This window comes from Dyella silvae (genome assembly GCF_026421305.1).
GTDB lineage: Bacteria > Pseudomonadota > Gammaproteobacteria > Xanthomonadales > Rhodanobacteraceae > Dyella > Dyella silvae.
In genome coordinates this window covers 66,742-93,087 of record NZ_JAPJBQ010000007.1, presented here as the reverse complement: position 1 = coordinate 93,087, position 26,346 = coordinate 66,742, and the positions used below count along the sequence as shown (strand labels likewise).

Here is a 26,346-nt window from a genome sequence, read left to right as displayed (position 1 = left end):
TCAGGTCCAAGAGCAAAGTCACTGGATCCCTGCCTACGCAGGGATGACGGTGAGGGGATTGAACGCTACCGCGAGCACCCGCCCCTCACCCCAACCCTCTCCCCGCAGGGGAGAGGGAACACGGCGTCGCGAGAATGCGGCGCTACTGCGCCCCCTGCGCCGCAAAATACCTAGCCGGCGGCTGCCCGAAACTCCGCCGAAACATCGCCACAAACGCACTCACACTTGCATAGCCAAGCGCATCCGCCACCGCAGACACCGCTTCGCCATCGGCCAGCCGTTCCAATCCACGCGATAGCCTCGCCAGCTGACGCCACTGCGCAAAACTCAACGCCGTTTCGCTGCGAAACAAACGACTCAGGCTACGCGCCGACAGACCCGCCCACACCGCCCACTCGTCGAGGCTGCGGTTGTCGTTCGGGTTCTCCAGCAGAGCCAGCGCGATGCGCAATGCACGCCGGTCCAACGGCATCGGCAGGTGCAAACGCTCTCGTTGCGCACGGCAAATTTCTTCCAACAGAACTGTCGAAATGCGTTCCTGGCTTTCGTCCAGCTCCGTGTTCCATACCCACGAGCTGGCACGGCGCACCAGCGCCCGCATCAGCTCAGTGACGCCCAATACGCAGGGTTCGGCGGGCAGGCAGCCGCATTCGAGGGGGACGACAAAAACGCCCCAGCCAGTCATGGGGCCGCTGATGGTGACGGTGTGCTCCACGCCCGGCGGCATCCAGCCGGCCCTGTGCGGTGGCATCAGCCAGGAGCCTTTGGCGGTGCGTACATGTACCAGGCCGCTTTCCACGCAGTACAGCTGCCCGCGCGCGTGCGAGTGCCAGCCGTATTCGCGCGTGCCTTCGTTGTACTCACTGGTGGCTTCGCCCTCCGTCCAGTAAGCGATCACCGAGGGTCCATCGAGGCGCTCGATCATCTCGTGGAACCGGTTCTCATCTTTTTCGCGAAGATGCCCCATGGCTGATTCTCGATATAACTTGACCAAATAACGCTAACAGTAACCCGGTCGCCTGCTCAATCATGCTTGCCCGATTCCCACCGCTGCCGCCGCTCGCGGTGTGAACGTGGTGTCGGTGGCAGTTCGCGGTACCCGTGCCATTTCTCCTGCTTGATCTCGGCCGGTCACGCCCGCACCCGACACTACGTCCTTGCTTCATCAAGGGGCGCCATCCCCGGGGCGCCCAGGGAGAGCTGAGCCATGTCGATGACCGCTGTAAGGGCGCCTGACGCCGCAACCGTGACCGCACCGCTGGAGGCTTTTGTGGCGTGCGCCCATCAGATGCTGGACCCCGCCACGCCCGAGCTGGTACGGCGGGCTATTGAGCCTCGCCTGCTGGCGCTGCTGCCGTCGGTGCGGGCGCTGGGCGTGTTCGAGCTGTTTGAGTTGCGCGATCCGGCGCTGCGCACCTGGCTGGCGGACGAGATGGCCAGAAGTGCTGGTTAAGCGCGCCCACAAAATTTGCCAGAACAAAATAGGATCAGCATATATTTGCCTTGACAAATATAATTTCGGCAATAGAATGCGCGGCCATGATCCCCAATTCCCCTTCCGCTCCGAAGCATCAGGAGAGCCTTGGCGTCCTGATCGGGCTGGTTCGTACCGAGCTGGTGCGCAGCATCGAGGCGGAGTTGCAGGCCTCGGGTGTGGACCTGCGATTCACCCAGTTCCTGATCCTCAAGCGGCTGGCGCTGCTCGGCCCGATGTCGGCCAGCGAACTGGCCCGCTCTGTCGAGCTGGATGGCGGCGCGATGACCCGTCAGCTCGATCAGCTGGAAGGCCGCGGTCTGCTACGCCGGCAACCGCATGAGCAGGACCGCAGGGCGCTGCGCATCGCGCTGACCCCGGAGGGCGCGGCCCTCTGGAGCCGGATGGCCGATTGCAACGAGCGGGTACTCGTAGCCGCCCAGCGCGCGCTGAGCGAAGCCGAGCGGCAGCAACTGCACGACTACCTGGGGCGCTTGCTCGACGCGCTCCGCGACAAGACCTGAACCACTTCATCTCTGGAAACCAAGCCCATGCGTCTGCAACTCCTTGCAGCAGCCACCGGCATCACCCTCGCTCTGGCGGGTTGCGTCAGCAGCGGCGGCCTGCATCCGTCTGGTTCGTTGATCGATGCCCTCACCCTCAAGAGTGATCGCAGCCTGTCCGACGTGAAGGTTTCACCGGCCGCGTGGCCGGCTGAAGACTGGTGGACCGGCCTGGGCGATCCCCAGCTCAGCGCGCTCATCACCGAAGCGTTGAAGGACAACCCCTCGCTCGCCATTGCCGATGCACGCGCCCGCCAGGCGCAGGCCGAGGCCGGTTTCGCCGATGCCGATCGTGGCCCGAGCGTCAGCGCCGGTGCCAACGTCATTGGCCAGCGCCTGCCGCTGACGGCAGCGCCGCCGGAGCTTGGCGGCGGTCACTTCACCTGGTTCAAGGATGTCCGCGCCAGCTTCAGCTGGGGCCTCGATCTGTGGGGTGGCAAGCGTGCTGCGTGGGAAGCCGCGCTGGGCAAAGAGCGTGCCGCGGACATCGAATCGCAGGCGGCACGCATCGAACTCTCCAGCAATGTTGCGCGGGCATATACGCAACTGGGCTACGCCTACGCGCAGCTCGACGTAGCCAAGGCCGAGCAGGAGCGCGCCAGCACGGCGCGTCAGCTGACGCAGCAGCGCGTGGCGGCCGGTCTCGACAGCCAGCTACAGCTCAAGCAGAGCGAAACCGAAGTGGCCAATGCCGATCAGCAGCTGGCTGCGGCGCAGCGCGCCATCAACGCCGCGCGTTCGTCGCTGGCTGTGCTGCTGGGCAAGGGCCCCGATCGTGGCCTCGACATCGCCCGTCCGCAGGAGCTGGAACCGGTGGTGCTCGCCGTGCCGGCAGATCTGCCGATCGACTTGCTGGGCCATCGTCCCGACCTCGTCGCTGCGCGTTGGCAGGTCGAAGCCGCGGGCAAGGACATCAAAGCCGCCAAGACCGAGTTCCTGCCCAACGTCAGCATCAGCGCCATGGCCGGTTTCGCCGCGTTTGGCAGCATCAATCCGCTGCAGTTGCCGGCACGCTTCTATACCTTCGGTCCATCGGTCAGCCTGCCGATCTTCGATGGCGGCCGCCTGCGTTCCAACCTTGCCGGCAAGGACGCGCAGTACGATGAGGCCGTCGCCCGGTACAACCAGACGCTGGTCAGCGCGGTGAATGAAGTGGCGGATGACTACGACGCCGTACAGTCCTCGCAGCAGCAGGTCGCTGCCCAGCAGCGCGCGGTGGATGCTGCCACCCAGGCGTGGCAGTTGTCCGACCAGCGCTACAAGTCCGGCGTGGGCAGCTACCTCGAAGCGCTCATCGTGCGTCAACAGCTACTGGGAGCGCAGCAACGCTTGGCCGCGCTCAAGTCCCAACAAGTGGAATCCTCCGTACAACTCATTCAGGCCCTCGGCGGTGGTTTCCGTCCGCAGGGTGAGGCGGCCCAGACCGTCGCTGAAACCTCCCCCGAACATTCGCTCTGAAGGCACTCCCCATGTCTAACCAGACTCCGCTCGCGGCTGACAACGCGGCCGCCGTTCAACCTCCCAAGAATCGCCGTGGCTTCATGCTCAAAGCCCTCGGCACCGTGGTCGTGCTTGCCGCTGTCGGCTGGGGCGCCTGGTACTTCCTCGAAGGCCGCTGGTACGAAGGCACCGATGACGCCTATGTCAACGGCAACCTCGTGCAGATCACACCGCTCGTGGCCGGCTCGGTGGTCACCATCGGTGTCGACGATGGCGACCTCGTGCACGCGGGTGATGTGCTGGTGAAGCTCGACCCGGCCGATGCCACCGTCGCGCTGCAGCAGGCCAAGGCCAACCTCGCCAGCACGGTGCGCAAAGTCCGCGGCCTCTACAGCAACGTCAACGGCGCCCAGGCCGAAGTAGCTGTGCGCAGGACGGCCGTGGACAAGGCTCAGGCCGACTTCAATCGCCGCCGTGATCTTGCCAAGTCCGGTGCCATTTCGGCCGAAGAGTTGTCACACGCGCTCGATGCGCTGACCACGGCGCAGAGTGCGCTGACCACCGCGCAGCAGCAGTTCCAGAGCAACAAGGTGTTGGTGGACGACACCGTCGTCGCCTCGCATCCGGACGTGCAGACCGCTGCCGCCCGCTTGCGCGCTTCCTATCTCGACGAGGTGCGCAGCGCCATCATCGCGCCGGTGGACGGCTATGTCGCGAAGCGCTCGGTGCAGCTGGGCCAGCGCGTATCGCCGGGTACGCCGCTGATGGCCGTGGTGCCGCTGAATCAAGTGTGGATCGACGCCAACTTCAAGGAAACGCAGCTTGCCGGCATGCGCATCGGTCAGCCGGTGGAAGTGCGTGCCGACGTTTACGGTGGTTCGGTAACGTACAAGGCCAAGGTGGAAAGCCTCGGCGTGGGCACGGGCAGCGCGTTCTCCCTGCTGCCGGCGCAGAACGCCACGGGCAACTGGATCAAGATCGTGCAGCGCGTGCCGGTGCGTGTGTTCTTCACCGACCCCAAGCAGCTCCAGGAGCATCCGCTGCGCATCGGCCTGTCGACCAAGGTGGACGTGAACCTGCATGACCAGTCCGGTCCGCTGCTGGCCACGCATGCGCCCACGCAGCCGACCTTCAGTACCGACGTGTATCAACAGCAGCTGGTCAAGGCCGACGCCATCATCCAGGACATCATTCACGCCAATACCACGGGCGATCGCGATGTCCGCCACACCGATGGCGACAACCAGGCTCGTCGTTGAGCGCTCAGGCCAACACAGCCACATGGCGCCGGCTCTAAGCCGGCGCCTCACCCTTCAAGGTTATTCGTGCGATGAGCAATGAATTTCGTCCGCCCAACCTGGCGCTGACCACGGTCGGCCTCTCGTTGGCGACCTTCATGCAGGTGCTCGATACGACCATCGCCAACGTGTCGCTGCCGACCATCGCCGGCAACCTTGGCGTCAGCGTCAATCAAAGCACCTGGGTCATCACCTCTTTCGCCGTGAGCACCGCCATTGCGCTGCCGCTCACCGGCTTCCTCACCCGTCGTGTCGGCGAGGTGAGGCTGTTTATCTGGTCGACGCTGTTGTTCTCCATCGCGTCGTTCCTGTGCGGCCTCGCGCAGAGCATGCCGATGCTGATTCTGTTCCGTGCCCTCCAGGGTGCGGTGGCCGGTCCGATGTATCCGATCACGCAGAGTCTGCTGATCTCGATCTATCCACCCGCCAAACGCGGCATGGCGCTGGCGCTATTGGCCATGGTGACTGTGGTGGCGCCGATCGCGGGTCCGATTCTCGGTGGCTGGATCACCGACAATTACTCGTGGCCGTGGATCTTCTTCATCAACGTACCCATCGGCATTTTCGCCAGCATGGTTGTCGGCAATCAGATGAAGCTGCGCCCGGACACCACCTCGCGCCCGAAGGTGGATTACGTTGGGCTGATCACGCTGATCGTCGGTGTGGGTGCGCTGCAGATCGTGCTCGACAAGGGTAACGACGAGGACTGGTTCAGCTCGCCCTTCATCGTGATCACCAGCATCGTGTCGGCCGTGGCGCTGGCCATTTTCCTGATCTGGGAACTGACCGACGATGAGCCCATCGTCAACCTGCGTCTGCTGCGCCACCACAATTTCCGCATCGGTACGATCGCGCTGGTGCTGGCCTACGCGGCCTTCTTCGCGATCGGTCTGCTGGTGCCGCAATGGTTGCAGCGAAACGTGGGCTACACGTCTACCTGGGCCGGTTTTGCAGCGGCGCCGCTGGGCATCTTGCCGGTGATGCTGACCTTTATCGTCGGCAAGTACGCTTCACGCACCGACATGCGGCTGCTGGCCTCGTGCGCGTTCCTGATCATGGGTGCCACCTGCTTCCTGCGTTCGAACTTTTTCCTGCAGGTGGACTTCATGCATGTGGCTGGCGTGCAGTTGTTCCAGGGCCTGGGTGTAGCGCTGTTCTTCATGCCGGTGACCACCATCCTGCTGTCGGATCTTCAACCGCACGAGATCGCCTCGGGCGGCGGTCTGGCGACGTTCCTGCGTACGTTGGGCGCGAGCTTCTCGGCATCGCTTACCACGTTCCTGTGGGATCACCGCGCCATCGTGCATCACGCTCACCTGAGCGAGCACATCACGGCTTACGACTCTTCGCCGCAGACGACACTGCAGGCGGCGGGCATCAGCGGGCCGGCAAGCAATGCGATGCTCGATCAGCTCATCACGCAGCAGGGTTATCAGATCTCGTTCAACGAGGTGTTCCATATGCTGGGTTGGGTGTTCCTGAGCCTGATTCTGGTGGTATGGCTGGCGCGGCCGCCGTTTAGTGCGAAGGCGGGGCCGGGAGCGGATCACTGATCGCTGGATGTTTGTTGAAAAGGGGCCGCAGCGATGCGGCCTCTTTCTTTTTTGGCTTCATTTCCCGTCAACCCTGCGAAAGCGCGATAAGCGCTAAGCGCGCAGAACGTCTTATGGGAAGCCTCAGACTCTCCTGAACGTTTCATAGGAATCGTCATCCCAGCGAAAGCTGGGATCCAGTGCCTTTGCTCTTTGTTTCTGGGCTCCGGTTGCCACGATTCCGCGACCTGGCCGCTTACGCAGCGGGCGTTTCGACCTTCTGCCGAAGGCCGAGTCACTTTTCTTTTGCTGGCCCAAAAGAAAAGTAACCCAAAGAAAATGGCCTGAAAGGCTCGTAGCGTCGTGTTTAATACCAGCCTTGGGGCTCGAGGTAATCGGCACCTCACGATCCATCCGACACGCGGTACGGCTACACCGCAACGCGCCACAGCGGAGAGGACTTAAAGCGGCGCATGCTGATGGCATGGGTGCTTCGCGGGGCGTTGCACTTCTCCCTCTCCCCTCCGGGGAGAGGGCTGGGGTGAGGGGCCAATCTTGCCTCAGTGGATCGATAGCCGCGCTAGAAGCGCCTTGATCATTTAGACGTCCAAATAGCAACGCCGCTCTTGCGGGGCCGCTGTTGTTCCTTTCGGTCAAAGCCGCCTCAAGGATCAAAAGCCACACCCACCAGCGCCATCGTCTCGCCGCGGTTGGGGTCTTTGATGCCCGCGTTGGATATATGGCGTATCTGGAATGACCAATGATGACCCTGCCAGCCGACTGAATTGACGAACTCGCCGCCGCTGCTCAACGCCATCGTGCGCCCGGCCTGGATGGCGATCTGCGCGGTCCAGAACAGATGGTGATACCAGTCGCTGCTTTCGCCGTAGTGGAAGCGGACGCCACCGGCAAGTAGCCAGACGTCGTCGGCTACCGTTGCGCCATAGCGGGCCACGTGGCGGCCATTGATGAAACCCAGCGAGGCGTCGGGTGCCCAGGTGAAGCGGCTGTGGCCGATGACGCGTTCGCTGAAGGTCGCTTCGAGCCAGGCCGTGTTGGTCCAGTAGCCGTCGGAATCGCTGCGGCCACCCGCCACTTCGATGCGCGTGCCGGCGAGGGCTGACGCGGAAAGACCCAGCAGTGCGAGCGCCACCGCACCCCTCCATAAGGGGAAACGCATGCGCTTTTCTTCTTGATGGGGGGAGGGGGTATTCATGCACCGCACCGTCTAGTAAATTACTGGACCGGCCGGTTTTGGAAACGGGTCGAGTCCCAGTAATGGCGTGTTGCGCGGGCGGTGCTAGCGCTTTGTTCCCCAGCTCCTTGCGGGTAGTCAGTTTGTTCTCATCGGCGTGAAATTCACGCCGAAAACACCGTAAAACGACAGAAATGGCACGCTTTGCTGGACTGGCGTCGCGGTGTGACGGTCGCCCGGATCGCTTGACGATTAAATATTACCCGGACAATATATGTCCTCTTTTAACCCCGGATAAAATCATGTCGCTGCCGGATGCCATGACTTGCACCGCTTTCGATGGTCATCGCCTTATCGCCTCGGGCGCCCTGGCCAGCGTGGTGCTTGCCACCAAACAGGCCGTCGACGCGGGCGCGGCCGGACCCGTGCTGATCTTTGATGACCACAGCAGTTTGCCGGTGGAAGTCGATCTGCGTGGTTCGCCGGACGATGTACTGGCCCGGCTGCCGTCGCCCGCCGAGCCGGACGACGAATCGGTGGCGCGTGGTCCCGGGCGACCCAGGCTAGGTGTAGTTGCGCGCGAAGTCACCTTGCTGCCCCGTCATTGGGAATGGCTCGCCGCACAACCTGGCGGTGCATCGGCCACGCTGCGCCGTCTGGTGGAAGAAGCACGGCGGCAGAACCGTGATCGCGATCGTGTCCGTCAGGCCGGCGAAGCCGTAGACCGCTTCATGCTGGCCATGGCTGGCAATCTGCCGGGCTACGAAGAGGCGACGCGCGCATTCTGGCGGCGAGAGCGCGACCAGTTCGAACAACTGACCGGCCATTGGCCCACCGATGTGCGTGAGCATGTGCGACGCTTGGCGTCCCGAGCATGGGACGACGCGGATGTCGTTACCTGACCCTTCCCCTATCCCCACGTTTTCTTTTCTTCGGAACCTTCTCGATGTCTTCACTCGCTGCCAGGCAGCCCTTGCTTACTGAAGGCCCGATCGCACGGACGCTGCTGATGTTTGCGTTGCCGATACTCGGCAGCACGGTATTGCAGTCACTCAATGCGTCGGTCAATGCGATCTGGATCGGCCACTTTCTGGGCGAAGCCGCGCTGACCGCCATCAGCAACGCCAACCAGATTCTGTTCCTGCTGCTCAGCGCGGTGTTCGGCGTGAGCATGGCCAGCACCATTCTGGTGGGGCAGAGCCTGGGTGCGCGCAACATCGTGGAAGCCAAGCGCGTGGTAGGCACCGGCGTCACTTTCTTCTGTGGCCTGTCCGTGATCATCGCCATCCTTGGCTACGTCGGCACGCCGTGGATGCTGGCGCGTCTGGGTACGCCGGAAGATGCGTTGAAGTACGCCGTGCCGTACCTGCACATCATCTTCATCGCGTTGCCGTCGATGTACTTCTACAACTTCCTGATGATGACGTTGCGCGGCGCAGGTGATTCGCGCACGCCCTTCATGTTCATGATCCTGTCGGTGCTGCTGGACATCGCGCTCAACCCGCTACTGATCTTTGGCGTGGGGCCGTTTCCGCGCATGGGCATCGCCGGTTCGGCCACCGCGACGCTGATTGCGCAGACCGTGGCGCTGATCGCCCTGCTGACCACGCTGTATTCGCGCAAGCACTTTCTGCGTCTTACGCGCGGCGAGCGCCGCTTCCTCATGCCGGACTGGGACATCCTGCGAGCGCTGATCTTCAAGGGCCTGCCGATGGGCCTGCAGATGATCGTGATCTCTTCGTCGATGATGCTGATGCTGAGCCTGGTAAACGGTTATGGCTCGCATACCGTCGCTGCCTATGGCGCTGCCGCACAGCTTTGGAACTACGTGCAGATGCCTGCGATGGCCATTGGCGCAGCCGTGTCCTCGATGGCTGCGCAGAATGTGGGTGCGCAGTTGTGGGATCGCGTAAAGCGCATCGCACGCGTGGGTGTCAGCTACAACTTCTTGCTGAGCGGTTCGCTGATTCTGTTGATCTATCTGTTCAGCAAGGTCGTACTCGGTCTGTTCCTGCCCAACGACGGAGTGGCCCTCGCGCTGGCCGAGCATCTCAACAGCATCGCCGTATGGTCCTTCATGTTCTTCGGCGTCACGTTCGTGCTGTTCGGCGTGGTGCGTTCCACCGGCGCAGTGTGGCCGCCACTGATCATCCTGTTCATCTCGATGTGGCTGATCCGCCCGCCGTTCGCGCTCTCGCTGATGTCCAGCATCGGCGCAGACGCCATTTGGTGGAGCTTCCCGCTCGGTTCGCTGGCCTCGATGCTGATGGCCATGGGCTATTACCGCTGGGGCGGCTGGCGGCATGCGCACATGCTGTCCAAGTCCATGCCCAAGGGCGGTGCGGCTCACCCCGCAGCAGAAGCGGCGCCGGCACCCGCCGAGTAAGAGCCGCTAACAAAACTACTGCGCGACCACGAGGCGGGCGCAGTCGGTGCTCGGAATCCTCATGTACAACTCGTACACTCCGGTTCCTGCGCGCCGCCCACGCCCACCTCGCGGCCGCTCGCTACGTTTTGTTTGCGGCTCTACGCGCCGCTGCCATGCCACTGTCACCCACGCTTCCTAACGTGGGTGACATGGCTCGCTTATACCGCCCCCTTTCATTCAACGGACACGTGATCGCGTGAGTCTTTCGCGGCGCGAATTCCTGCGTGGACTGGCCGACCTTGTGGGCGTGGCCGCGGCTGCCGATATGGGGCTGTTCGGCCTGTCCAAACCTGCGTCGAAGACGGATGACATGGCACGCATGGCCATGCCGCAACTGGCCGCGCCCAAGGTGCCGCTGGTCAACCCGGTGACGTTGGAGCGCTTCGTTGATCCGTTGCCGATACCGCCGATAGCGAAAGCCGTTGGCGAACGGGAGCATCCGGCTTATCCGGGCAAGTCGCTGCCGTTCTATCGCATGGAGATGCGCGCCTTCCACGCGCAATTGCATCGCGATCTGCCACCCACGCCGATGTGGGGATACTGCGGCGCGTTTCCCGGGCCGACTTTCCATGTGACGCGCCAACAGCCCGTATTGGTGGAATGGGCCAACGCCCTGCCCGGCCGCCATTTCCTGCCCATCGATCACACGCTCCACGGCGCGGAGCGCGACAAGCCGGAGGTACGCACCGTTGCGCACGTGCACGGTGCCCGCGCGCCCGCCGCGAGTGACGGCTACCCGGAAGCCTGGTTTACGTCGGGTCGTTCGGCCGTCTATCACTATCCCAACACGCAGGATGCGGCCACGCTGTGGTACCACGACCACGCCATGGGCATCACGCGGCTCAACATCTACGCCGGGTTGCTTGGCGCTTTCATCGTGCACGATGCCGACGAACAGGCACTGGGTTTGCCCGCTGGCGAGCATGATGTCCCGCTGATCCTGTGCGATCGCCTGATCGCGAAGGACGGACAGCTCTACTACCCCGTGTCCGACGACCCGGATGCGCCGTGGGTTTCCGAGTGCAATGGCAACGCCATCCTGTGTAACGGCAAGCTGTATCCCTTCATGGAGGTGGAACCGCGGCGCTATCGCTTGCGCCTGATCAACGCCGCCAACACGCGCTTCTACGAACTCTCCCTTTCCAACGGGCGGCCGTTCCAGCAGATCGCCAGCGATCAGGGTCTGCTCGCAGCGCCGGTCGAGCGTTCGCGCGTGACGCTTTATCCCGCTGAGCGTGCCGACGTCGTTGTCGACTTTTCCGGCATGGACGGTGCGCAGGTGCAATTACGCCAGCAATCCGAAGCGATCATGGCATTCCGCGTACGTGATCGCGGCCGCCGCGATACCAGCGCACTGCCCGCCGCATTGCGCGCGGTGAAGCGTATCGATCCGGCGAGTGCGGTCCATGATCGTGTGCTCACGCTGGGCGAACAGGATGACGCCGGTGGCCGCGCCATGATGATGCTGCTCAACGGCAAGCACTGGTCGGCACCCATCACGGAGAACCCGCGCCAGAACAGCGTGGAGATATGGAGCCTGATGAATCTCACCGGCGACGTGCATCCGGTGCATTTGCATCTCGTGCGTTTCCAGGTGCTTGAACGGCGGCCGTTCGACCTGTTCGCCTGGAATGCGACGAAAACGCTCAAGTACACCGGCCCGGCGCTACCACCGCCACCGGAAGAAATGGGTTGGAAGGACACTGTGCGTGCTGACCCAGGCATGGTCACGCGGATCATTGCGCGCTTCGAAGGCGAGCCCGGCCGCTACGTGTGGCATTGCCATCTGCTTGAGCACGAAGACAACGACATGATGCGGCCATATCAATTGCTGCCCGCTTGATGCGCTTCCGCGAAGCAAATATGTGCTCCATCTTTGCCTGAGGGAGACGGTTGGGTACTCGCGATTGGGTGGGTTCTCCCTCACCGTCATCCCTGCGAAGGCAGGGATCCAGTGACTTTCGCTCTTGAACTGGCTCTTCCGCCAGCGTGCCGCCTACGCAGCGGGCGTTTCGACCTCCTGCCGGAGGCCGAGTCACTTTTCTTTTGCTGGCCCAAAAGAAAAGTAACCCAAAGAAAATGGCCTAGAAAGGCTCGTAGCGTCGTGTTTAATACCAGCCTTGGCGGCCTCGGCAATCGGCACCTCACGATCCATCCGACACGCGGTACGGCTACACCGCAACGCGCCACAGCGGAGAGGACTTAAAGCGGAACGTCGCTTCGCTTCCTCTCAGTTCGCGCTGCGTCTTTCGCGGGGGCACCCCACTTCTCCCTCTCCCCTCCGGGGAGAGGGCTGGGGTGAGGGGCGGGTGCTTGCCTCAGCGTTTCTACCGCCATCGACATGCAGGCAGGAGTAACTACAAACGCGCAACACCACACACTTCCTGCATCCCATCACAACGCGTTCAGTAAGCAATTTCTTGCCGATAGCTCATGCGCCATCTCCATCAGCGGCGCCTACCCCATGCACAGCGCCCTTTCAGCTTTCGTCGATACGAAAGGTTTTGCGCCGTAGCCCCACTGTCACGTAGCCCGTCCTCACTGTCGCAAAACCGCCAAGGGACGGTCATCCACGCGGACCAGACTCGCCGCCGGTCAGTGCACCAACGTTGCGCATGTGCACTGGCTAATCAGGGGGGCCACTCGATTGCAGCCCGCACAGGGTGATTGCAGGAGATTGAAGTCATGTCTATGACGCATGTCCGCAAGCGGTTACTGCCGTTTGTCATCGGAACACTCGCCGCCGGTCTTGCCGGCGTTGTCAGCGCACAAACCACCAACACGTCCGATCAGGATGCCAACTTCCGCGATCAGGTACCTGCGGCCGCCGTCGGCCATCGTGCCGGTCTTCCGGGTGGCGTCGCTGTGCTGCACTCACCGGGCGAAGGCGACGACCACAGCGATCGCACCAGCACGCCCATCAAGCACGTGATTTTGCTGATCGGCGAAAACCGCACGTTCGATCATGTGTACGCCACCTACACGCCGCCCAAGGGACAGACGGTCAACAACCTGTTGTCCGAAGGCATCGTCAACGCCGACGGTACGCCGGGCCCGAACGTCGCTGCGGCCCAACAGTGGCAGGCCAGCAACACCGGCAAGTTCTCGCTGGCACCCAAGCACACCAGCCCTTACGCGCAACTGCCGAAGATGAACACCGGCGGCGCGCCCACGCAGGCGCCGTTCTCCTCCGCAGCACAGGCACAGGCCGTTGAGCCGGGCCTGCCCACCAGCGTCTACGGCTCGCTTGCTGCGGGCGGCACCGGTCTGCCCAACGACGTCATCGACACGCGTTTCCCGGCCACGCTGGTGAACGCACCGGTGGATATGCATGCGTCGCTCAACTACGACGACTACGCCAACAGCCCGGTGCATCGTTTCTTCCAGATGTGGCAGCAGCTCGACTGCGACGTGAGTGCGGCAACGTCCGCCAATCCGAGCGGTTGCCGCAACGACCTGTTCCCGTGGGTCGAAACCTCCATCGGTGCGGGCACCAACGGCAAGGCGCAGGCAGCCGGCTTCAACGAGCAGAGCACGCACGAAGGTGCGACGGCGATGCAGTTCCTCAACATCGCCCAGGGTGACGCGCCCTACTTTGCCGAGCTCGCACGCACCTACGCGCTCAGCGACAACTTCCACCAGTCGGTGATGGGTGGCACCGGTGCCAACCACATCATGCTGGGCTTCGGCGACCTGATCTATTACGCCGACGCCAACGGCGAACCTGCCGTGCCACCGTCCAACCAGATCGAAAATCCCGATGCGCAGCCGGGTACCAACAACTGGTACGTGCAGGACGGCTACGGCGGTGGCTCCTACGTCAACTGCGCTGACGACACGCAACCGGGTGTGGCCGCGGTCAAGGACTATCTCAAGTCGCTGCCGTACCACACGTTCCATGGCACCGACTGCCGGAAGAACGCCTACTACCTGGTGAACAACTACAACCCGGGTTATCTCGGCGACGGCACGCCGGCACCGCTGGGCGCCAAGCAATTCACCATTCCGCCGTCCCGCCAGGACAACCTCGCACTGCTGCTGACGCGCCACCACGTCAGCTGGAAGTACTACGGCGAAGGCTGGGCGGGCGGCAAGGAGAACGGCGAAGCCGGCACGTTCTGCAACATCTGCAACCCGTTCCTGTATTCCACGCAGGTCATGACCAACCCCAAGCTGCGTGCGAACAACCAGGACCTCAACGATCTCTACAACGACATCCAGAACGACACGCTGCCTGCGGTGTCGATTGCCAAGCCGGACGGCATCCTGGACGGTCACCCGGCATCGTCCAAGCTGGATCTGTTCGAAGGCTACGTGAAGAAGATCGTGGACATGGCCAAGGCCAACCCCAAGGTGTGGGCTGACACGGTCATCATGGTCACCTTCGACGAAGGCGGCGGTTACTACGACTCGGGCTACATCCAGCCGGTCGACTTCTTCGGCGACGGCTCGCGCATCCCGCTGCTGGTGGTCTCGCGCTTCTCCGAAGGCGGCCGCGTGGTGCACACCTACTACGACCATGTCTCCTTCGACAAATTCGTCGAAGCCAACTGGGGTCTGCACGAGACCATCTCGCATCGCAGCCGTGACAACCTGCCCAACCCGGTATCCATGCCCGGCAACCCGTACGTGCCGGTCAACGCCCCGGCCATCGGCAATCTGATGAACATGTTCAATTTTGACCATCACGGTCACGACAACATGGCATCAGCTGAAACACAGGACTGATGGAATAGGCACCCAGCCCCGCCCGCCATGCGGGCGGGGCTTTCCATTTGCTTCAGCCGGAGTCGTTGCATCGATGGACCAGTTCAGCCAACCCGCGCAGGCCCGCCGAGGCCCTCTCGTGGCGCGTGCCCTCGCCGTGTTGGTCTTGCTTGGCGCGGCATTGATCGGCGAACCCAGCCACGCCGACCCCGGCGACTTCCAGGCCATGCCCGGCCTGTGGAAGATCGTCATGCGCAACATCGACCACGGCCATGCCGGCAAGCCAGAGGTGCAATGGCATTGCGTAGACGAGGGCCCTGACCCGTGGACCGAGTTTGCAGACCTTGGCGTGCCCGGATACACGCAGTGCCACCGCACTGACGAACATCGCAGCAGCACCGCTCTCGCCTGGTCGGTCAGTTGTCCCGGCTTGTCGTCACCCGGCGGGCGCGGGCGCGTGAACTTTGACTCGGCGGAACACTACACGGCGAGCATCAGCCTCAAGGGGCAGGATGTGGTGCAGGTGGAAGGAAGCCGCTATGCGGCGTGCACGAGTCCGAAGGACTGAGGATGGTTTTGCTCCCTCTCCCCTGCGGGGAGAGGGCTGGGGTGAGGGGTCAATCTAGCGTCACCTTTTCATCAGCACGTAGGCCGGATGAAGCGCAGCGAAAATCTGGGGGCATGCGAACTCACATGATTGGGTGAAGTCCCCCAGACGCCGTCTAACGCGGGATCGTGCTGGGATGGCGAGCGTGGTATCCCTGGATTCCGCCGGAGGCTCCATCCGGGCCACCCATCTTGCGGTAGCCTGTACTCCCCTCACCGTCATTCCGGCGAAGGCCGGAATCCAGTGCCTTTTAGTTCTACAAGGCGTGACGTTTGGGGCCTAAAGACGCTGGATTCCGGCCTTCGCCGGAATGACGGTGAGGACTAGCTACCGGTCATTCAAGTTTCGCGACCGACGCCAAGAAGCGACACCTCAACCTACCGCTACCTGCGCCTTCAACGCCCGCTTCGCTGCCTTCTTCGCGCGACGCGCTTCCTTACGCAGCTTGCGGTCGTAGCTCCACAGATAGATCGCCGGCGTACTCAGCAGCGTCAACATCTGCGATACCAGCAAACCGCCGACAATCGCCACACCCAGCGGCTGGCGCATCTCCGAACCCACGCCGAAGCCAATCGCCAGCGGCAACGCTGCACCCATCGCCACCAAGGTCGTCATGGTGATCGGGCGGAAACGCACCAGTGCTGCTTCTCTGATCGCATCCGGCGGTGACAACCCATGCTCGCGTTGCGCCACCAGCGCAAAGTCCACCATCAGAATCGCGTTTTTCTTCACGATGCCGATCAGCATCAAAATCGCGATGATCGCCATCAGCGTCAATTGCGTCTGCGTCACCAGCATCGCCAGGAACGCGCCCGCGCCCGCCGCAGGCAGCGTGGAGAGAATCGTCAGCGGATGGCCCAGGCTCTCGTAGAGAATGCCCAGCACGATGTACATGGCGACGATCGCGGCGAGCAACAGCACCATGCCGTTGCTCTTGGCCTGCTGCATGCGCTGGTTCTGACCCGTCCATTCCACATGCACGCCAGCGGGCAGACCAACGGCAAGCGCCGCGTTTTCCACCAGCTTCACGCCGATATCCTGCGTCACACCCTTGGCAAGGTTGTACGTGATGGTAGAGGCCTGCAGCTGATTGTGATGGCGCACGCGCATCGGGCTCATGTTGGGCTCGATGCGCGCGAGTGCCGATAGCGGAATCATCTCGCCCTTCACATTGCGCACTCGCACGTTGAGCAGCGATTCGGGGCTCAGCGAGGTCGCCGAGCTGGATGTCAGCACTACCCAGTACTGGTTGATATCCGAATAGATCACCGACACCTGGCGCTGGCCGAACGAGTTGAACAACGCCGTGTCCACATCGCCCATGGACACCAGCAAGCGGCTGGCGGCATCGCGGTCCACCTTCAGCATCTGCTGCTTGCCCACCAGGTCGAAGTTGCTGCCGACGTCGCGCAGCTCTTTCGTCTTGCGCAACTGCTGCACCAGCTTCAGCGTCCACGGCTGCAGGTTCTCGCCACTGGTGCCGATCAGCTGAAATTCGTACTGGCCGCCCTTGTCGCCGCTGCCACCGCCGCCGAGGAATTGCATCGGGCTCAGGGTGACGCGCACGCCCGGCATGGCGTCGTATTGCTTGGACAGGCGATCGACCACCACCTTGATCTTGTCGTGGCGATCCTGCGGACCACTGCCGAGCGGCTTCAGGTCCACGAACATCGTGCCCATATTGCCGACGGCACCGTTGCTGTCGTTGCCGCCAAGAATGGTGAGCACATCCAGCACCGCCGGATCATCCTGCATGATCTTGCCGACGTGCTGCACCTGAGTGGCCATCATGGTGGGCGAGATATTGGCGTCGGCGCGAATGTCCGCCTGGATCATGCCGATGTCTTCCTCCGGCATGAAGTTGCCGCCCGCCGTCGCCACGACAGCAGCGCCCAGTGCAAAGGTTCCAAGCAGGAGCAAAATCGGCTGCCAGCGCATCAGGCGCCGGTGACGCATGGCCCAGTCCAGCGCGCGCTCATACCTGCGCTGGACACCCTTGTCGAAGCGTTCGAGCGCCAGCTCGATGCGGCCCGGCGTACGTTCGCCCGGTTCCTCGTGCTTGAGAAGCCTGCCGCACAACGCGGGCGTCAGCGTGAGCGAGACAATGGCCGAGATCACCACCGCCACCGCCAGCGTCACCGAGAACTCGCGCAACAGCATGATCAGCATGTTGTTGCCGAACAACAGCGGCGCAAACACGGCCACCAGCGACAGGGTGATCGACACCACCGTAAAGCCGATCTCGCGCACGCCGATCAGCGCCGCCTGCAACGGCGGTTCGCCCTTCTCCATGTGGCGCACGATGTTCTCGATCACCACAATCGCGTCGTCCACCACGAAGCCGATGCACAACACCAACGCCACCAGCGACAACGTGTTCAGCGTGTAACCCAGTGCCAGCATCACCACAAACGCACCAGCCAGCGACAGCGGCACACTCAACGATGCGATGAACGTGGGACGCATGCGGCGCAGGAACACCAGCATTACCAGCACCACCATCACGATACTGATCAGCAACGCCACCTGTACTTCGTGCAGCGCGGACTTGGTGGTCTGGGTCAGGTCGAAGATCGGCGTGATCTGCACGTCCGCCGGCATCCACGAGCGCAGCTCCGGCAGTCGCTTGCGAATCTCATCCACCGTTTCCACGGCATTCGCTTCGGCGCGTTTGCTGATCTGCATCGCCACCGTGTTCTGGCCATTGAACCAGGCACCCTGGTAGATGTCCTGCTGACCGCTGGTCACCTTGGCCACGTCCGACAGGCGCACCGGCGCGCCATTCCGGGTGGCGACCAGCAGATTGGCAAAATCGGATGCCTCGCGCAGGCCGTCGTTGGCCGTCACCGTCATCTGCGTCCGGCCGTCGGTGAGGATGCCCTGCGGCGAGGTGACGTTGGCGGCAATCAGTGCGTTGCTCACGTCATTGGCGGTCAGCCCCTTGGCCGCCAGCGCATTGACGTCCAGCTCCACGCGCACGGCATGCGGCGTGCCGCCGAACACCTGCACCTGGGCGACGCCGGGAATCTGCGCCACGGCGGGCTTGAGCAGCGTGTCGGTAAGGTCGTAGAGCTTGTCCTGCGGCAAACCGGTGGAGGTCAGCGAGACCAGCAGGATGGGAAACTGCGACGTATCAAACTTGAAGTACTGCGGCGGCGAGGGCATCACCGGCAGATCGGCCTGGGCGGCATTGATGGCCGCCTGCACGTCGCGTGCCGCCTTGTCGGCGGTGCGGTCCATGGTGAAACGCACCTGGATCGCCGCGCTACCCTCGCTGGCATTGCCGTACATATCGTCGATGCCCGGAATGCGGCCGATATGGCGCTCCAGTGGCGCCAGCACCGTGGACGCCATGGTCTGAGCGCTGGCCCCTGGCATCTGCGCCACGATGTACACGCCGGGGAATTCCAGCGATGGCAGCGCCGCTACGCCCAGCAGGCGATAAGCAAACGTACCCGCCAGCAGCAGGCCCAGCGCGAGCAACGAGGTGCCCACGGGTCGACGGATCAGAGGGGCGAAGATATTCACTCAGGTTTCCATACCGATCAGGGGCCGCGAGCGCCCGCCACCCGGAGAGACCGCCGGCAAAAGCGCGCGTTCACACGCAAGGCAGGCGCAAGGCGCGGACATACCACCATTTTCGCCCGGGGAGGCGGGTCCCGCGAATGTGCCTTAAGTCCGTCCGTGCCGAAAGGCAGGGGGAGCCAGGCGACACACCACACTTCTCCCTCTCCCCTCCGGGGAGAGGGCTGGAGTGAGGGGGCAATCTGGCCTCACCCATGCATCAGCTCGTAGTCGGATGAAGCGCAACGAGAACCCAGGGGGCTTGAGAGCGTCACTTGAAGCGCTACCGCGAGCACCCGCCCCTCACCCCAACCCCGCTCCCCGGAGGGGGAGGGGCTACGCACGTATCACCCAGCCGCCGTCTGCGCCTTCAGCGCGCGCTTCGCCGCCTTCTTCGCGCGACGCGCCTCCTTGTGCAGCTTGCGGTCGTAATTCCACAGATAGATCGCCGGCGTACTCAGCAAGGTCAGTAGCTGCGACACGAGCAAACCACCCACGATGGCCACGCCCAGTGGCGCACGCATTTCCGAACCCACGCCGAAGCCGATGGCCAGCGGCAGCGCGGCACCCATCGCCACCAGGGTCGTCATGGTGATCGGGCGGAAGCGCACCAGCGCCGCCTCCCTGATCGCATCGGGCGGCGACAACCCGCGCTCTCGTTGTGCCACCAGTGCAAAGTCCACCATCAGAATCGCGTTCTTCTTCACGATGCCGATCAGCATCAGGATCGCGATGATCGCCATCAGTGACAGCGACATGCCTGTGGTCAGCATCGCCAGGAACGCCCCCGCGCCCGCCGCAGGCAGCGTGGAGAGAATCGTCAGCGGATGGCCCAGGCTCTCGTAGAGAATGCCCAGCACGATATACATCGCCAGAATCGAACCGATCATCAGCACATTCGCGTTGGAGCGGGTTTCCTGCAGATCCTTCGCGTTGCCCGAATAACCCAGCTGCACACCGGCCGGCAGACGGGCGTCGGCCACAATCTGCTCAATCAGCGCCATCGCCTTGTCCTGCGGAAAGTCGTGGTCAATGTTGTAGTAGATCTGCGCTGCCTCCAGCTGATTCGTATGCAGCACAAACGTCGGTGTCACATTGGGCGCAATACGCGCCACCGCCGACAGCGGCACCATGCTGCCCAGATCGCTGCGCACGTAGGTATTGAGCAAGGTGTCGGGGCTGAGCGACCGTTCCGCCGATGAGCTGATCACCACCCAATACTGGTTGATATTCGAGTAGATGATCGACACCTGCCGCTGACCGAAGGCGTTGTACAGCGCCGTGTCGATCAGCCCCATGTTCAGATGCAACCGGCTCGCCGCGGCGCGATCCACCACCAGCATCTGCTGCTTGCCGATGTCGTCATAGTCGCTGCTGACGTCGTGGAACTCCTTGTGCTGCCGCATCAACGTGGTGATCTTGAGCGCCCAGGGTTGCAGGTCGATATTTTCGCTGCTGATCAGCTGAAAGTTCTGGCTACCGCGGCTGCTGTCCTCGTTGTCATTGAAGAAACCGATGGAACTGATCGCCACACGCAACTCCGGTAGCGCCTGGTAAGTCTTGTTGAGCCGCTCGATCACCGTCTTGATCGACTCGGGGCGCTCGCCGGGGCCATGCCCGCGCGGCTTGAGGTCCACAAACATGGTGGCCTGATTGCCCACCGCGCCGCCCAGATTGTCGCTGCCAAGAAACGTGGTGACATCCAGCACCGCAGGGTCCGCTTTCATGATCGCGGCGGCACGTTGGGCACGCTGAGCCATCAGCGTGGGTGAGATATTCGCATCGGCGCGCACGTCGCCCTGAATCATGCCGATATCTTCCGGCGGCATGAAGTTGAAACCAAATATTTTCACCACCAGCGTGGCCATGGCAAACGTCAACGCCAGCAGAATCACCGGTTGCCACCGCATCAGGCGGCGATGGCGCATGGCCCAGTCCAGCGCGCGTTCGTAGATGCGGTGCAGGCTGCGATCAAAGCGTGCCAGTGCGCGTTCGAATCGGCTGGGTTCGCGACCCCCCGCGCTCTCCAGGGACAGGTAGCGTCCGCATAGCGCAGGCGTCAGCGTGAGCGAAATAACCGCCGAAATCACCACGGCAGCGGTCAGCGTCACCGAGAACTCGCGCAACAAGGTGGTGAACTGGTTATTGCCGAACAGCAGCGGCGCAAATACTGCGATCAGCGACAACGTGATGGATACCACGGTGAAGCCAATTTCCTTCACGCCCACCAGCGACGCTTCCAATGGAGGTGCCCCGTTCTCCATGTGGCGCACGATGTTCTCGATGACCACGATCGCATCGTCCACCACGAAGCCGATGCACAGCACCAGCGCCACCAGCGACAACGTGTTGAGCGTGTAACCCAGCGACCACATCACGACAAACGCACCGGCCAGCGACAACGGCACGCTCAGCATGGCAATCAGGGTCGGGCCGATGCGGCGCAGAAACACCAGCATCACGGCTGCCACCATCAGCACGCTGAGCATCAAGGCTACTTCCACTTCATGCAGTGCTGACTTGGTGGACTGCGTGAGGTCGAAGATGGGCGTGATCTGGAGATCGGCGGGCAGCCAGGCCTGGATCTGCGGCAGCTTCGCGCGTATCGCGTCGGCGGTAGCGACAGCGTTCGCCTCGGGGCGTTTGCCGATGCGAATGGCCACCGCGCGCTGGTTGTTGAACCACGCGGCTTGATACTCATCCTGCTGGCCGTTGACCACATGCGCTACGTCGGAAAGCCGCACGGGCGCACCGTTGTGGGTGGCGATCAACAGATTGGCGAACTCCTCCGGGTTGTGCATCGAGTCGTTCGCCGTGACCGTCATCTGCGTGCGGCCGTCGCTCAGGATGCCCTGCGGCGAGGTGACATTCGCCGCACGCAAGGCATTGGCCACATCGTTCGCGGTGAGACCCTTGGCGGCGAGCGCCGCGGTATTCAGTTCCACGCGCACCGCACGGGGGCGGCCGCCGATCACACGCACCTGCGCCACGCCGGGCACTTGCGCCAGCGCGGGGTTGATCAAGGTATCGGCCAGATCAAACAGCTTGTCTGGCGGTTGCGTCTTTGATGTCAGCGACAGCAGCAATACCGGAATATTGGCGGTGTTGAATTTGTAGTAACGCGGCGGCACCGGCATGTTGGACGGGAGATCCGCCATGCTCGCGTTGATGGCTGCCTGCACATCGCGTGCGCGTTTATCGGTGTTGTTGCCAAAGTTGAATATCACGCGGATCGACGTGGCGCCGTCGTTGCTCTCCGAGTGCATCTCCTTGATGCCGGGGATGCGGCCAATATGGCGCTCCAGCGGCGCGGCCACGGTAGCGGCCATGGTCTGCGCATTGGCGCCCGGCACTTCCACATATACCACCATGCCCGGGAACTCGAGCGAAGGCAGCGCCGCGACGCCGAGCAACAGATAGGCCCACAGGCCCGCGAGCGCGAGCCCTATCGCCAGCACCGACGTGCCGATCGGACGACGTATCAATGGCGCGAACAGATTCACCGGTTTCCAGACCGTCAAAAGGGCGCGTCCCCGCCGCGCCTGCGCGAGTGGCGCGTCAGCTAGGCCGCCTCGCCGGTCTTTATGCGCCTAAACGGTTAACGGCGAATGTGCCGTTAGTGGGTTGTCTGGCAGAGGCGTGAGTCACGCCGTGCCGAGCCATTTGTATGGAACGCGTGAATGAGTGTGGTGCCGCGCACCCGCAGTGCTTGCTCACCGCTCATACCCACACCGCTCATATCCCCACACCGCTCATACCCCCTCACCGTCATCCCGGCGAAGGCCGGGATCCAGCGACTTTGATGCTCTTGCGTTGAGCACCAAAAGCAAAAGGCACTGGATCCCGGCCTTCGCCGGGATGACAGTGAGGGGTACCGTTGTGCTTTAAATCACTTCAATCCTCAACGCACCGCCGGGCTATAGCGCACCGTCAGATACCACGTGCGGCCCGGCTGGTTGTAGTAGTACGCCGTCTCGTAGTTGCGATCGAACACGTTGGCCAGCTTGGCTTCCAGACGCCACTGGGGCAGGAAGTCGTAGCTCGCGCGCAGATCGGTCGTGGTGTAGCCACCCAGGCGATGCGTGTTGGCCAGGTCGTCGTAAGCCTTGCCGGAGGCGAAGAACGTCGCGCCGACACCGAAAGCATCGAAGCGGCGATCCACATCCACGCGCGCCGTCTGCTCGGGGCGGCGCGGCAGCAGGTTGCCGTCATACGTGCCTTCGCGGTTCTTCGGCTGCATCAGCGTGAAGTAGCTTTGCACCTGCCACCCCGCCACGTTCACGCCAAACTGGCCTTCCAGGCCGCGAATACGCGCCTGGCTGATGTTCTGCGGAATGAAATTGCTGTCCAGCACGATCAGGTCATTGATGGTGGTCTGGTACACGTTCACCGCCCAGTTCCACCAGTCCTGCTTCTGGCTCACGCCCAGCTCGCCCGAACGCGACGTCTCCGGCTTCAGGTTGGGGTTGCCCAGCCCGAACGGATAGTAGACGTCGTTGAACGTCGGCGCGTGGAACGCCGTGCCGTAGCTTGCCGACACGCGCAGGCCATGGTCGAACGCATAGCCCCACGCGACAGCGCCGGTGTTGTGGTTGCCGAACTGGTCGTTGTGATCGTGACGTGCCGACAGCTGCACTTCGTTGCGGCCGAACGTGCCCATGTACTGCGCGTAGACGCCGGTGTCCTCACGCGTGCTCTTGAGGTAGCCGGTGTCGCTGTCGATGTGTTCCTGCTGGTAATCCACGCCCACGGTCAGCAATTGATCGGTGGCCACCGTCACATCGTTCTGCCACGACGCCTGGTTGCGGCGCGAATTGGCGTGACCCACCTGCGTGCGCGGGAAGTACGTCGTGGTGCCGGCAAACGGGTCGTTGTAGACACCCTGGAAATAGGTGGTGGAATCATCGCGGCTCTGTCCCGCGTTCAGCGTCACCTTCCAGAGATCGAGCGGCGTAAACGCCAGTTTGGCGCCCGCCACTTGCTGCTCGTTCACTGCCTGGTTGCCGCCATACGGGCTGCCATCGAACTCCACGAAGTTCTTGCTGCGCAGCCAGGTGGCCGAAAGCTCCGTGCCGTTGTCCCAGCGATAGCCGCCATTGGCCATGCCGTTCCAGTTGCGATACGCGTCGTTGTCCGGCTGATCCACAAAGCAGGCCACGCCCAGCTCGGCTGCGCCCAAGCGGCAGGCATTGATGCCGCTGGTGTACTGGCCACCCAGGCCCACGTTGAACCAGGCATGCGAATCGCCACCGGAGAGGCCCGCGTGGCCATCCGCATAGCTGTGGCTGCCGGTCGACAGGCTGAGCGACGGATCAAGCTTGCCGTCTTGTGCGCCGTGGCGGGTGAAGATCTGAATCACGCCACCGATCGCATCCGCGCCGTACAGGCTCGAACGCGGGCCGCGCACGATTTCGATGCGCTCGATCTGATCCACCGGAATCTGCTCGAACGCCGGCAGGCCCGCGCCCACCGCGCCGATACGCACACCATCGATCAGCACCAGCACATGCGTGGAGTTGGTGCCACGCAGAAACAGCGAACTCTGCTGCCCCAGCCCGCCCGACTGCGCAAACGACACGCCAGGCAAACCCACCAGCAGATCGCGTACCGAGGCAGGCTGCAGGCGCTCGATATCGGCGCGGGTGATCACGCTCACCGAGGACAGCGCCTCGTCGGTGGTGATCGACGTGCGCGTGGCCGTGACAATCACGGTGGACAGCGACGGCGTCTGATCCGCTTCAGCCGCATAGGCGGTCACGGTGGCAGAAAGCAGCGCGGCTGCCAGCAGAGTCTTCTTCATGCACATTCCTTCGGGCGCGCACCCTCGCGCTACCCCAGATGACTTAGGGCGTGGCGAAACGGTGGAGAAGGAAACGGCGGCAGGCGTTTGGCCAAAGCACGACGTCCGGCCTCGCCCACCGCGAGCCACGCGTTAAGGAGCCTGCTTCATGTCTCCACGTAGCTCGCGTTGGAAACCAATGGCCGCTTTCCAGCGACCATTGGTTTCCAACCCTTCGGGCAGGGTCTGTTTGCCCGCCATCCCGCGTCATCACTCAGTCGTGTATCGACATACACTCCTTCGTTCTTCCTTGGCTGGCGTGCAAACAGCTCCCTGCGCAAGCCACGTGGAGACATGAATCAGGCTCCACGTGTCGGGCCGGTCTCCGGGCTTGCGAGCGGCATGCTTCTTCTGCATGCACCAACGGACACCTTCCCGCGCCTCTGCGCAGTGGCATCACGTCCGCTGGTGGATTCACTCGCTTACCGTTGCGGGGGCAGCGCCGGACTGGCTGTGTGTACAGCGCACCGGCTTCCCGTTTCATCCCGGGAAAGACACTCCCCGGGACACCCGAACAAACGAAATTCTAACGGTGATGCAAGGCGCGGGCAATGCACGCGCCTTGCGGCTGCCTGTCGTGATCAGCGCGCCGATGCCTGGTGTGCATCGAGCCACGGTGCCAGCGACACCGACCAGATGTTGTCGCTGCCGTTGTCCCAACTCTGCATGCGCTGGATATCCTGCGCCGCCTGCTCACGTGTGCGCGGGTAGCTGACATGCACCGAACGCGTGCTGCTGAAATACAGCGTGCGGTGATCCGGTCCCAGATGCGAACCCCAGGGGCTTTTCACATTGATGCTGCTGCCGAGATCGATCGGCTTGCCCCAATGATCGCCCTCGCGGAACGCAATGTAGAGACGATCGGGATCATCCTTGCCGGCGACATTGGCGTCGAACACGATGAACGATTCATCCGGCGCAATCGCGGGATCCAGCTTGTGCGCAGCGGGATCGCCCAGCACCACCGGCTCCGGTGGCAGATAACGCCCGTTTTGATATTGCGTGCGAAACAGCCTGAAATCACCGTCGTCACCCGGCCGCTGAAAATACACGCTGCCATCGGCCGCGACACTTGGCGCATAGGTGCGCGTGTTGCTGTTCACCGCGTCCGGCAACCGCACCGGTTGGCCCCAGCCATGGCCTTTGCGATCCACACGCCACAAATGGCCGCCCGAACCGGCCGACACCTTGCCGTTGGCCATCACCGCATCAAGCGGTTTGCCACCCTCCACATCAGGGCGATTGGAGGTGAAGATCAGAAACGAGCCGTCCGGCGCCATCGCCGGATCGTGATCCAGCCACTGCCCCGAGAACGGCGCGATCACCGGTGCCGTCCACGCACCGTTGACCTTGTGCGATTCCAGAATCACCGCATTGGGCCAATTGATGCGATCGAAAAACACCGTCGCGCCATCCGGCGTGAACGCCGCGGAATCCTCATTGGCAGGGCCAGACACCACTCCCGGCGCAAACACCTCGGGTGCGGGTGCATCAGCGGCATGTACAGCGAACGAACCACCCAGCAAAGCCACGCATACGGCAGCGAGGCGCGTGTACGTCATGCACTTCATAGGCCGATCCTTCTTCAGGTTGGAAAACGGCGGATGTCGCTTGGTGGCGCATTCTCCTGCCGTGTGTTCAGCGGCAGGACGTGCCTGAAGTCACGTGAAAAGGCGCCGGAAGCCCGGCGTTAGCCTTG

At 63.0% G+C, this 26,346-nt stretch carries 16 protein-coding genes, 1 other RNA gene and 1 riboswitch; of the genes, 11 read left to right on the top strand and 6 right to left on the bottom strand.

What is annotated here, in order from left to right; all coding sequences use genetic code 11:
- Window positions 1-142: 142 nt before the first annotated feature.
- Window positions 143-967: an AraC family transcriptional regulator gene (locus OQE56_RS15945; protein WP_267225637.1), complete on the bottom strand. Its 825-nt coding sequence runs from the start codon at window positions 965-967 to the stop codon at window positions 143-145.
- A 240-nt stretch (window positions 968-1,207) separates the two neighbouring features.
- On the opposite strand from OQE56_RS15945, the gene OQE56_RS15940 reads away from it, so the two are divergent.
- The 5 genes from OQE56_RS15940 (at window position 1,208) to OQE56_RS15920 (ending at window position 6,328) form a co-directional block, all read left to right on the top strand.
- A complete protein-coding gene (locus OQE56_RS15940; protein ID WP_267225636.1) occupies window positions 1,208-1,453 on the top strand; it encodes a hypothetical protein in 246 nt (81 codons plus the stop codon).
- 86 nt (window positions 1,454-1,539) lie between these two features.
- A complete protein-coding gene (locus OQE56_RS15935; RefSeq protein ID WP_267225635.1) occupies window positions 1,540-1,998 on the top strand; it encodes a MarR family winged helix-turn-helix transcriptional regulator in 459 nt (152 codons plus the stop codon).
- A gap of 27 nt (window positions 1,999-2,025) precedes the next feature.
- A complete protein-coding gene (locus tag OQE56_RS15930; RefSeq protein WP_267225634.1) occupies window positions 2,026-3,495 on the top strand; it encodes an efflux transporter outer membrane subunit in 1,470 nt (489 codons plus the stop codon).
- Between the two features lie 11 nt (window positions 3,496-3,506).
- On the top strand, window positions 3,507-4,736 hold the full coding sequence (locus tag OQE56_RS15925; RefSeq protein ID WP_267225633.1) for an HlyD/EmrA/EmrK family protein: 1,230 nt from the start codon (window positions 3,507-3,509) through the stop codon (window positions 4,734-4,736).
- Window positions 4,737-4,807: 71 nt separating this feature from the next.
- Window positions 4,808-6,328, top strand: coding sequence for a DHA2 family efflux MFS transporter permease subunit (locus OQE56_RS15920; RefSeq protein WP_267225632.1), 1,521 nt, complete (start codon window positions 4,808-4,810; stop codon window positions 6,326-6,328).
- Between the two features lie 643 nt (window positions 6,329-6,971).
- Here OQE56_RS15920 and OQE56_RS15915 read toward each other — a convergent pair.
- Window positions 6,972-7,487, bottom strand: a complete 516-nt coding sequence (locus OQE56_RS15915) for an acyloxyacyl hydrolase (RefSeq protein WP_267225631.1) — start codon at window positions 7,485-7,487, stop codon at window positions 6,972-6,974.
- 317 nt (window positions 7,488-7,804) lie between these two features.
- Between OQE56_RS15915 and OQE56_RS15910 the strand changes: the two genes are divergently transcribed.
- The 6 genes from OQE56_RS15910 (at window position 7,805) to OQE56_RS15885 (ending at window position 15,205) form a co-directional block, all read left to right on the top strand.
- Entirely contained in the window at window positions 7,805-8,404 is a 600-nt protein-coding gene (locus OQE56_RS15910; RefSeq protein WP_267225630.1) for a DUF2239 family protein, read from the top strand.
- A 44-nt stretch (window positions 8,405-8,448) separates the two neighbouring features.
- Window positions 8,449-9,888: an MATE family efflux transporter gene (locus OQE56_RS15905; protein WP_267225629.1), complete on the top strand. Its 1,440-nt coding sequence runs from the start codon at window positions 8,449-8,451 to the stop codon at window positions 9,886-9,888.
- Window positions 9,889-9,949: 61 nt separating this feature from the next.
- Window positions 9,950-10,025: non-coding RNA, sX9 sRNA (locus OQE56_RS15900), on the top strand.
- A gap of 101 nt (window positions 10,026-10,126) precedes the next feature.
- Window positions 10,127-11,773, top strand: a complete 1,647-nt coding sequence (locus tag OQE56_RS15895; RefSeq protein ID WP_267225628.1) for a multicopper oxidase family protein — start codon at window positions 10,127-10,129, stop codon at window positions 11,771-11,773.
- A gap of 842 nt (window positions 11,774-12,615) precedes the next feature.
- Window positions 12,616-14,658, top strand: coding sequence for an alkaline phosphatase family protein (locus tag OQE56_RS15890; RefSeq protein WP_267225627.1), 2,043 nt, complete (start codon window positions 12,616-12,618; stop codon window positions 14,656-14,658).
- A 73-nt stretch (window positions 14,659-14,731) separates the two neighbouring features.
- Window positions 14,732-15,205, top strand: a complete 474-nt coding sequence (locus OQE56_RS15885) for a hypothetical protein (RefSeq protein ID WP_267225626.1) — start codon at window positions 14,732-14,734, stop codon at window positions 15,203-15,205.
- Window positions 15,206-15,616: 411 nt separating this feature from the next.
- Here OQE56_RS15885 and OQE56_RS15880 read toward each other — a convergent pair whose 3' ends face one another.
- From OQE56_RS15880 to OQE56_RS15865, 4 genes are all read right to left on the bottom strand, one after another.
- Window positions 15,617-18,772: an efflux RND transporter permease subunit gene (locus OQE56_RS15880; protein ID WP_267225625.1), complete on the bottom strand. Its 3,156-nt coding sequence runs from the start codon at window positions 18,770-18,772 to the stop codon at window positions 15,617-15,619.
- Between the two features lie 383 nt (window positions 18,773-19,155).
- Complete coding sequence (locus OQE56_RS15875) at window positions 19,156-22,311, bottom strand: efflux RND transporter permease subunit (protein WP_267225792.1); 3,156 nt, start codon at window positions 22,309-22,311, stop codon at window positions 19,156-19,158.
- A gap of 398 nt (window positions 22,312-22,709) precedes the next feature.
- Window positions 22,710-24,608, bottom strand: a complete 1,899-nt coding sequence (btuB, locus tag OQE56_RS15870; protein WP_267225624.1) for a TonB-dependent vitamin B12 receptor — start codon at window positions 24,606-24,608, stop codon at window positions 22,710-22,712.
- A gap of 338 nt (window positions 24,609-24,946) precedes the next feature.
- A riboswitch (cobalamin riboswitch) is annotated at window positions 24,947-25,176 on the bottom strand.
- 52 nt (window positions 25,177-25,228) lie between these two features.
- A complete protein-coding gene (locus tag OQE56_RS15865) occupies window positions 25,229-26,218 on the bottom strand; it encodes a TolB family protein (RefSeq protein WP_267225623.1) in 990 nt (329 codons plus the stop codon).
- Window positions 26,219-26,346 lie beyond the last annotated feature (128 nt).

Coding starts and splice junctions, on each gene's coding strand:
- OQE56_RS15945 (WP_267225637.1), bottom strand. CDS start 967: ATGGGGCATCTTCGCGAAAAAGATGAGAACCGGTTCCACGAGATGATC.
- OQE56_RS15940 (WP_267225636.1), top strand. CDS start 1,208: ATGTCGATGACCGCTGTAAGGGCGCCTGACGCCGCAACCGTGACCGCA.
- OQE56_RS15935 (WP_267225635.1), top strand. CDS start 1,540: ATGATCCCCAATTCCCCTTCCGCTCCGAAGCATCAGGAGAGCCTTGGC.
- OQE56_RS15930 (WP_267225634.1), top strand. CDS start 2,026: ATGCGTCTGCAACTCCTTGCAGCAGCCACCGGCATCACCCTCGCTCTG.
- OQE56_RS15925 (WP_267225633.1), top strand. CDS start 3,507: ATGTCTAACCAGACTCCGCTCGCGGCTGACAACGCGGCCGCCGTTCAA.
- OQE56_RS15920 (WP_267225632.1), top strand. CDS start 4,808: ATGAGCAATGAATTTCGTCCGCCCAACCTGGCGCTGACCACGGTCGGC.
- OQE56_RS15915 (WP_267225631.1), bottom strand. CDS start 7,487: ATGCGTTTCCCCTTATGGAGGGGTGCGGTGGCGCTCGCACTGCTGGGT.
- OQE56_RS15910 (WP_267225630.1), top strand. CDS start 7,805: ATGTCGCTGCCGGATGCCATGACTTGCACCGCTTTCGATGGTCATCGC.
- OQE56_RS15905 (WP_267225629.1), top strand. CDS start 8,449: ATGTCTTCACTCGCTGCCAGGCAGCCCTTGCTTACTGAAGGCCCGATC.
- OQE56_RS15890 (WP_267225627.1), top strand. CDS start 12,616: ATGTCTATGACGCATGTCCGCAAGCGGTTACTGCCGTTTGTCATCGGA.
- OQE56_RS15885 (WP_267225626.1), top strand. CDS start 14,732: ATGGACCAGTTCAGCCAACCCGCGCAGGCCCGCCGAGGCCCTCTCGTG.
- btuB (WP_267225624.1), bottom strand. CDS start 24,608: ATGAAGAAGACTCTGCTGGCAGCCGCGCTGCTTTCTGCCACCGTGACC.
- OQE56_RS15865 (WP_267225623.1), bottom strand. CDS start 26,218: ATGAAGTGCATGACGTACACGCGCCTCGCTGCCGTATGCGTGGCTTTG.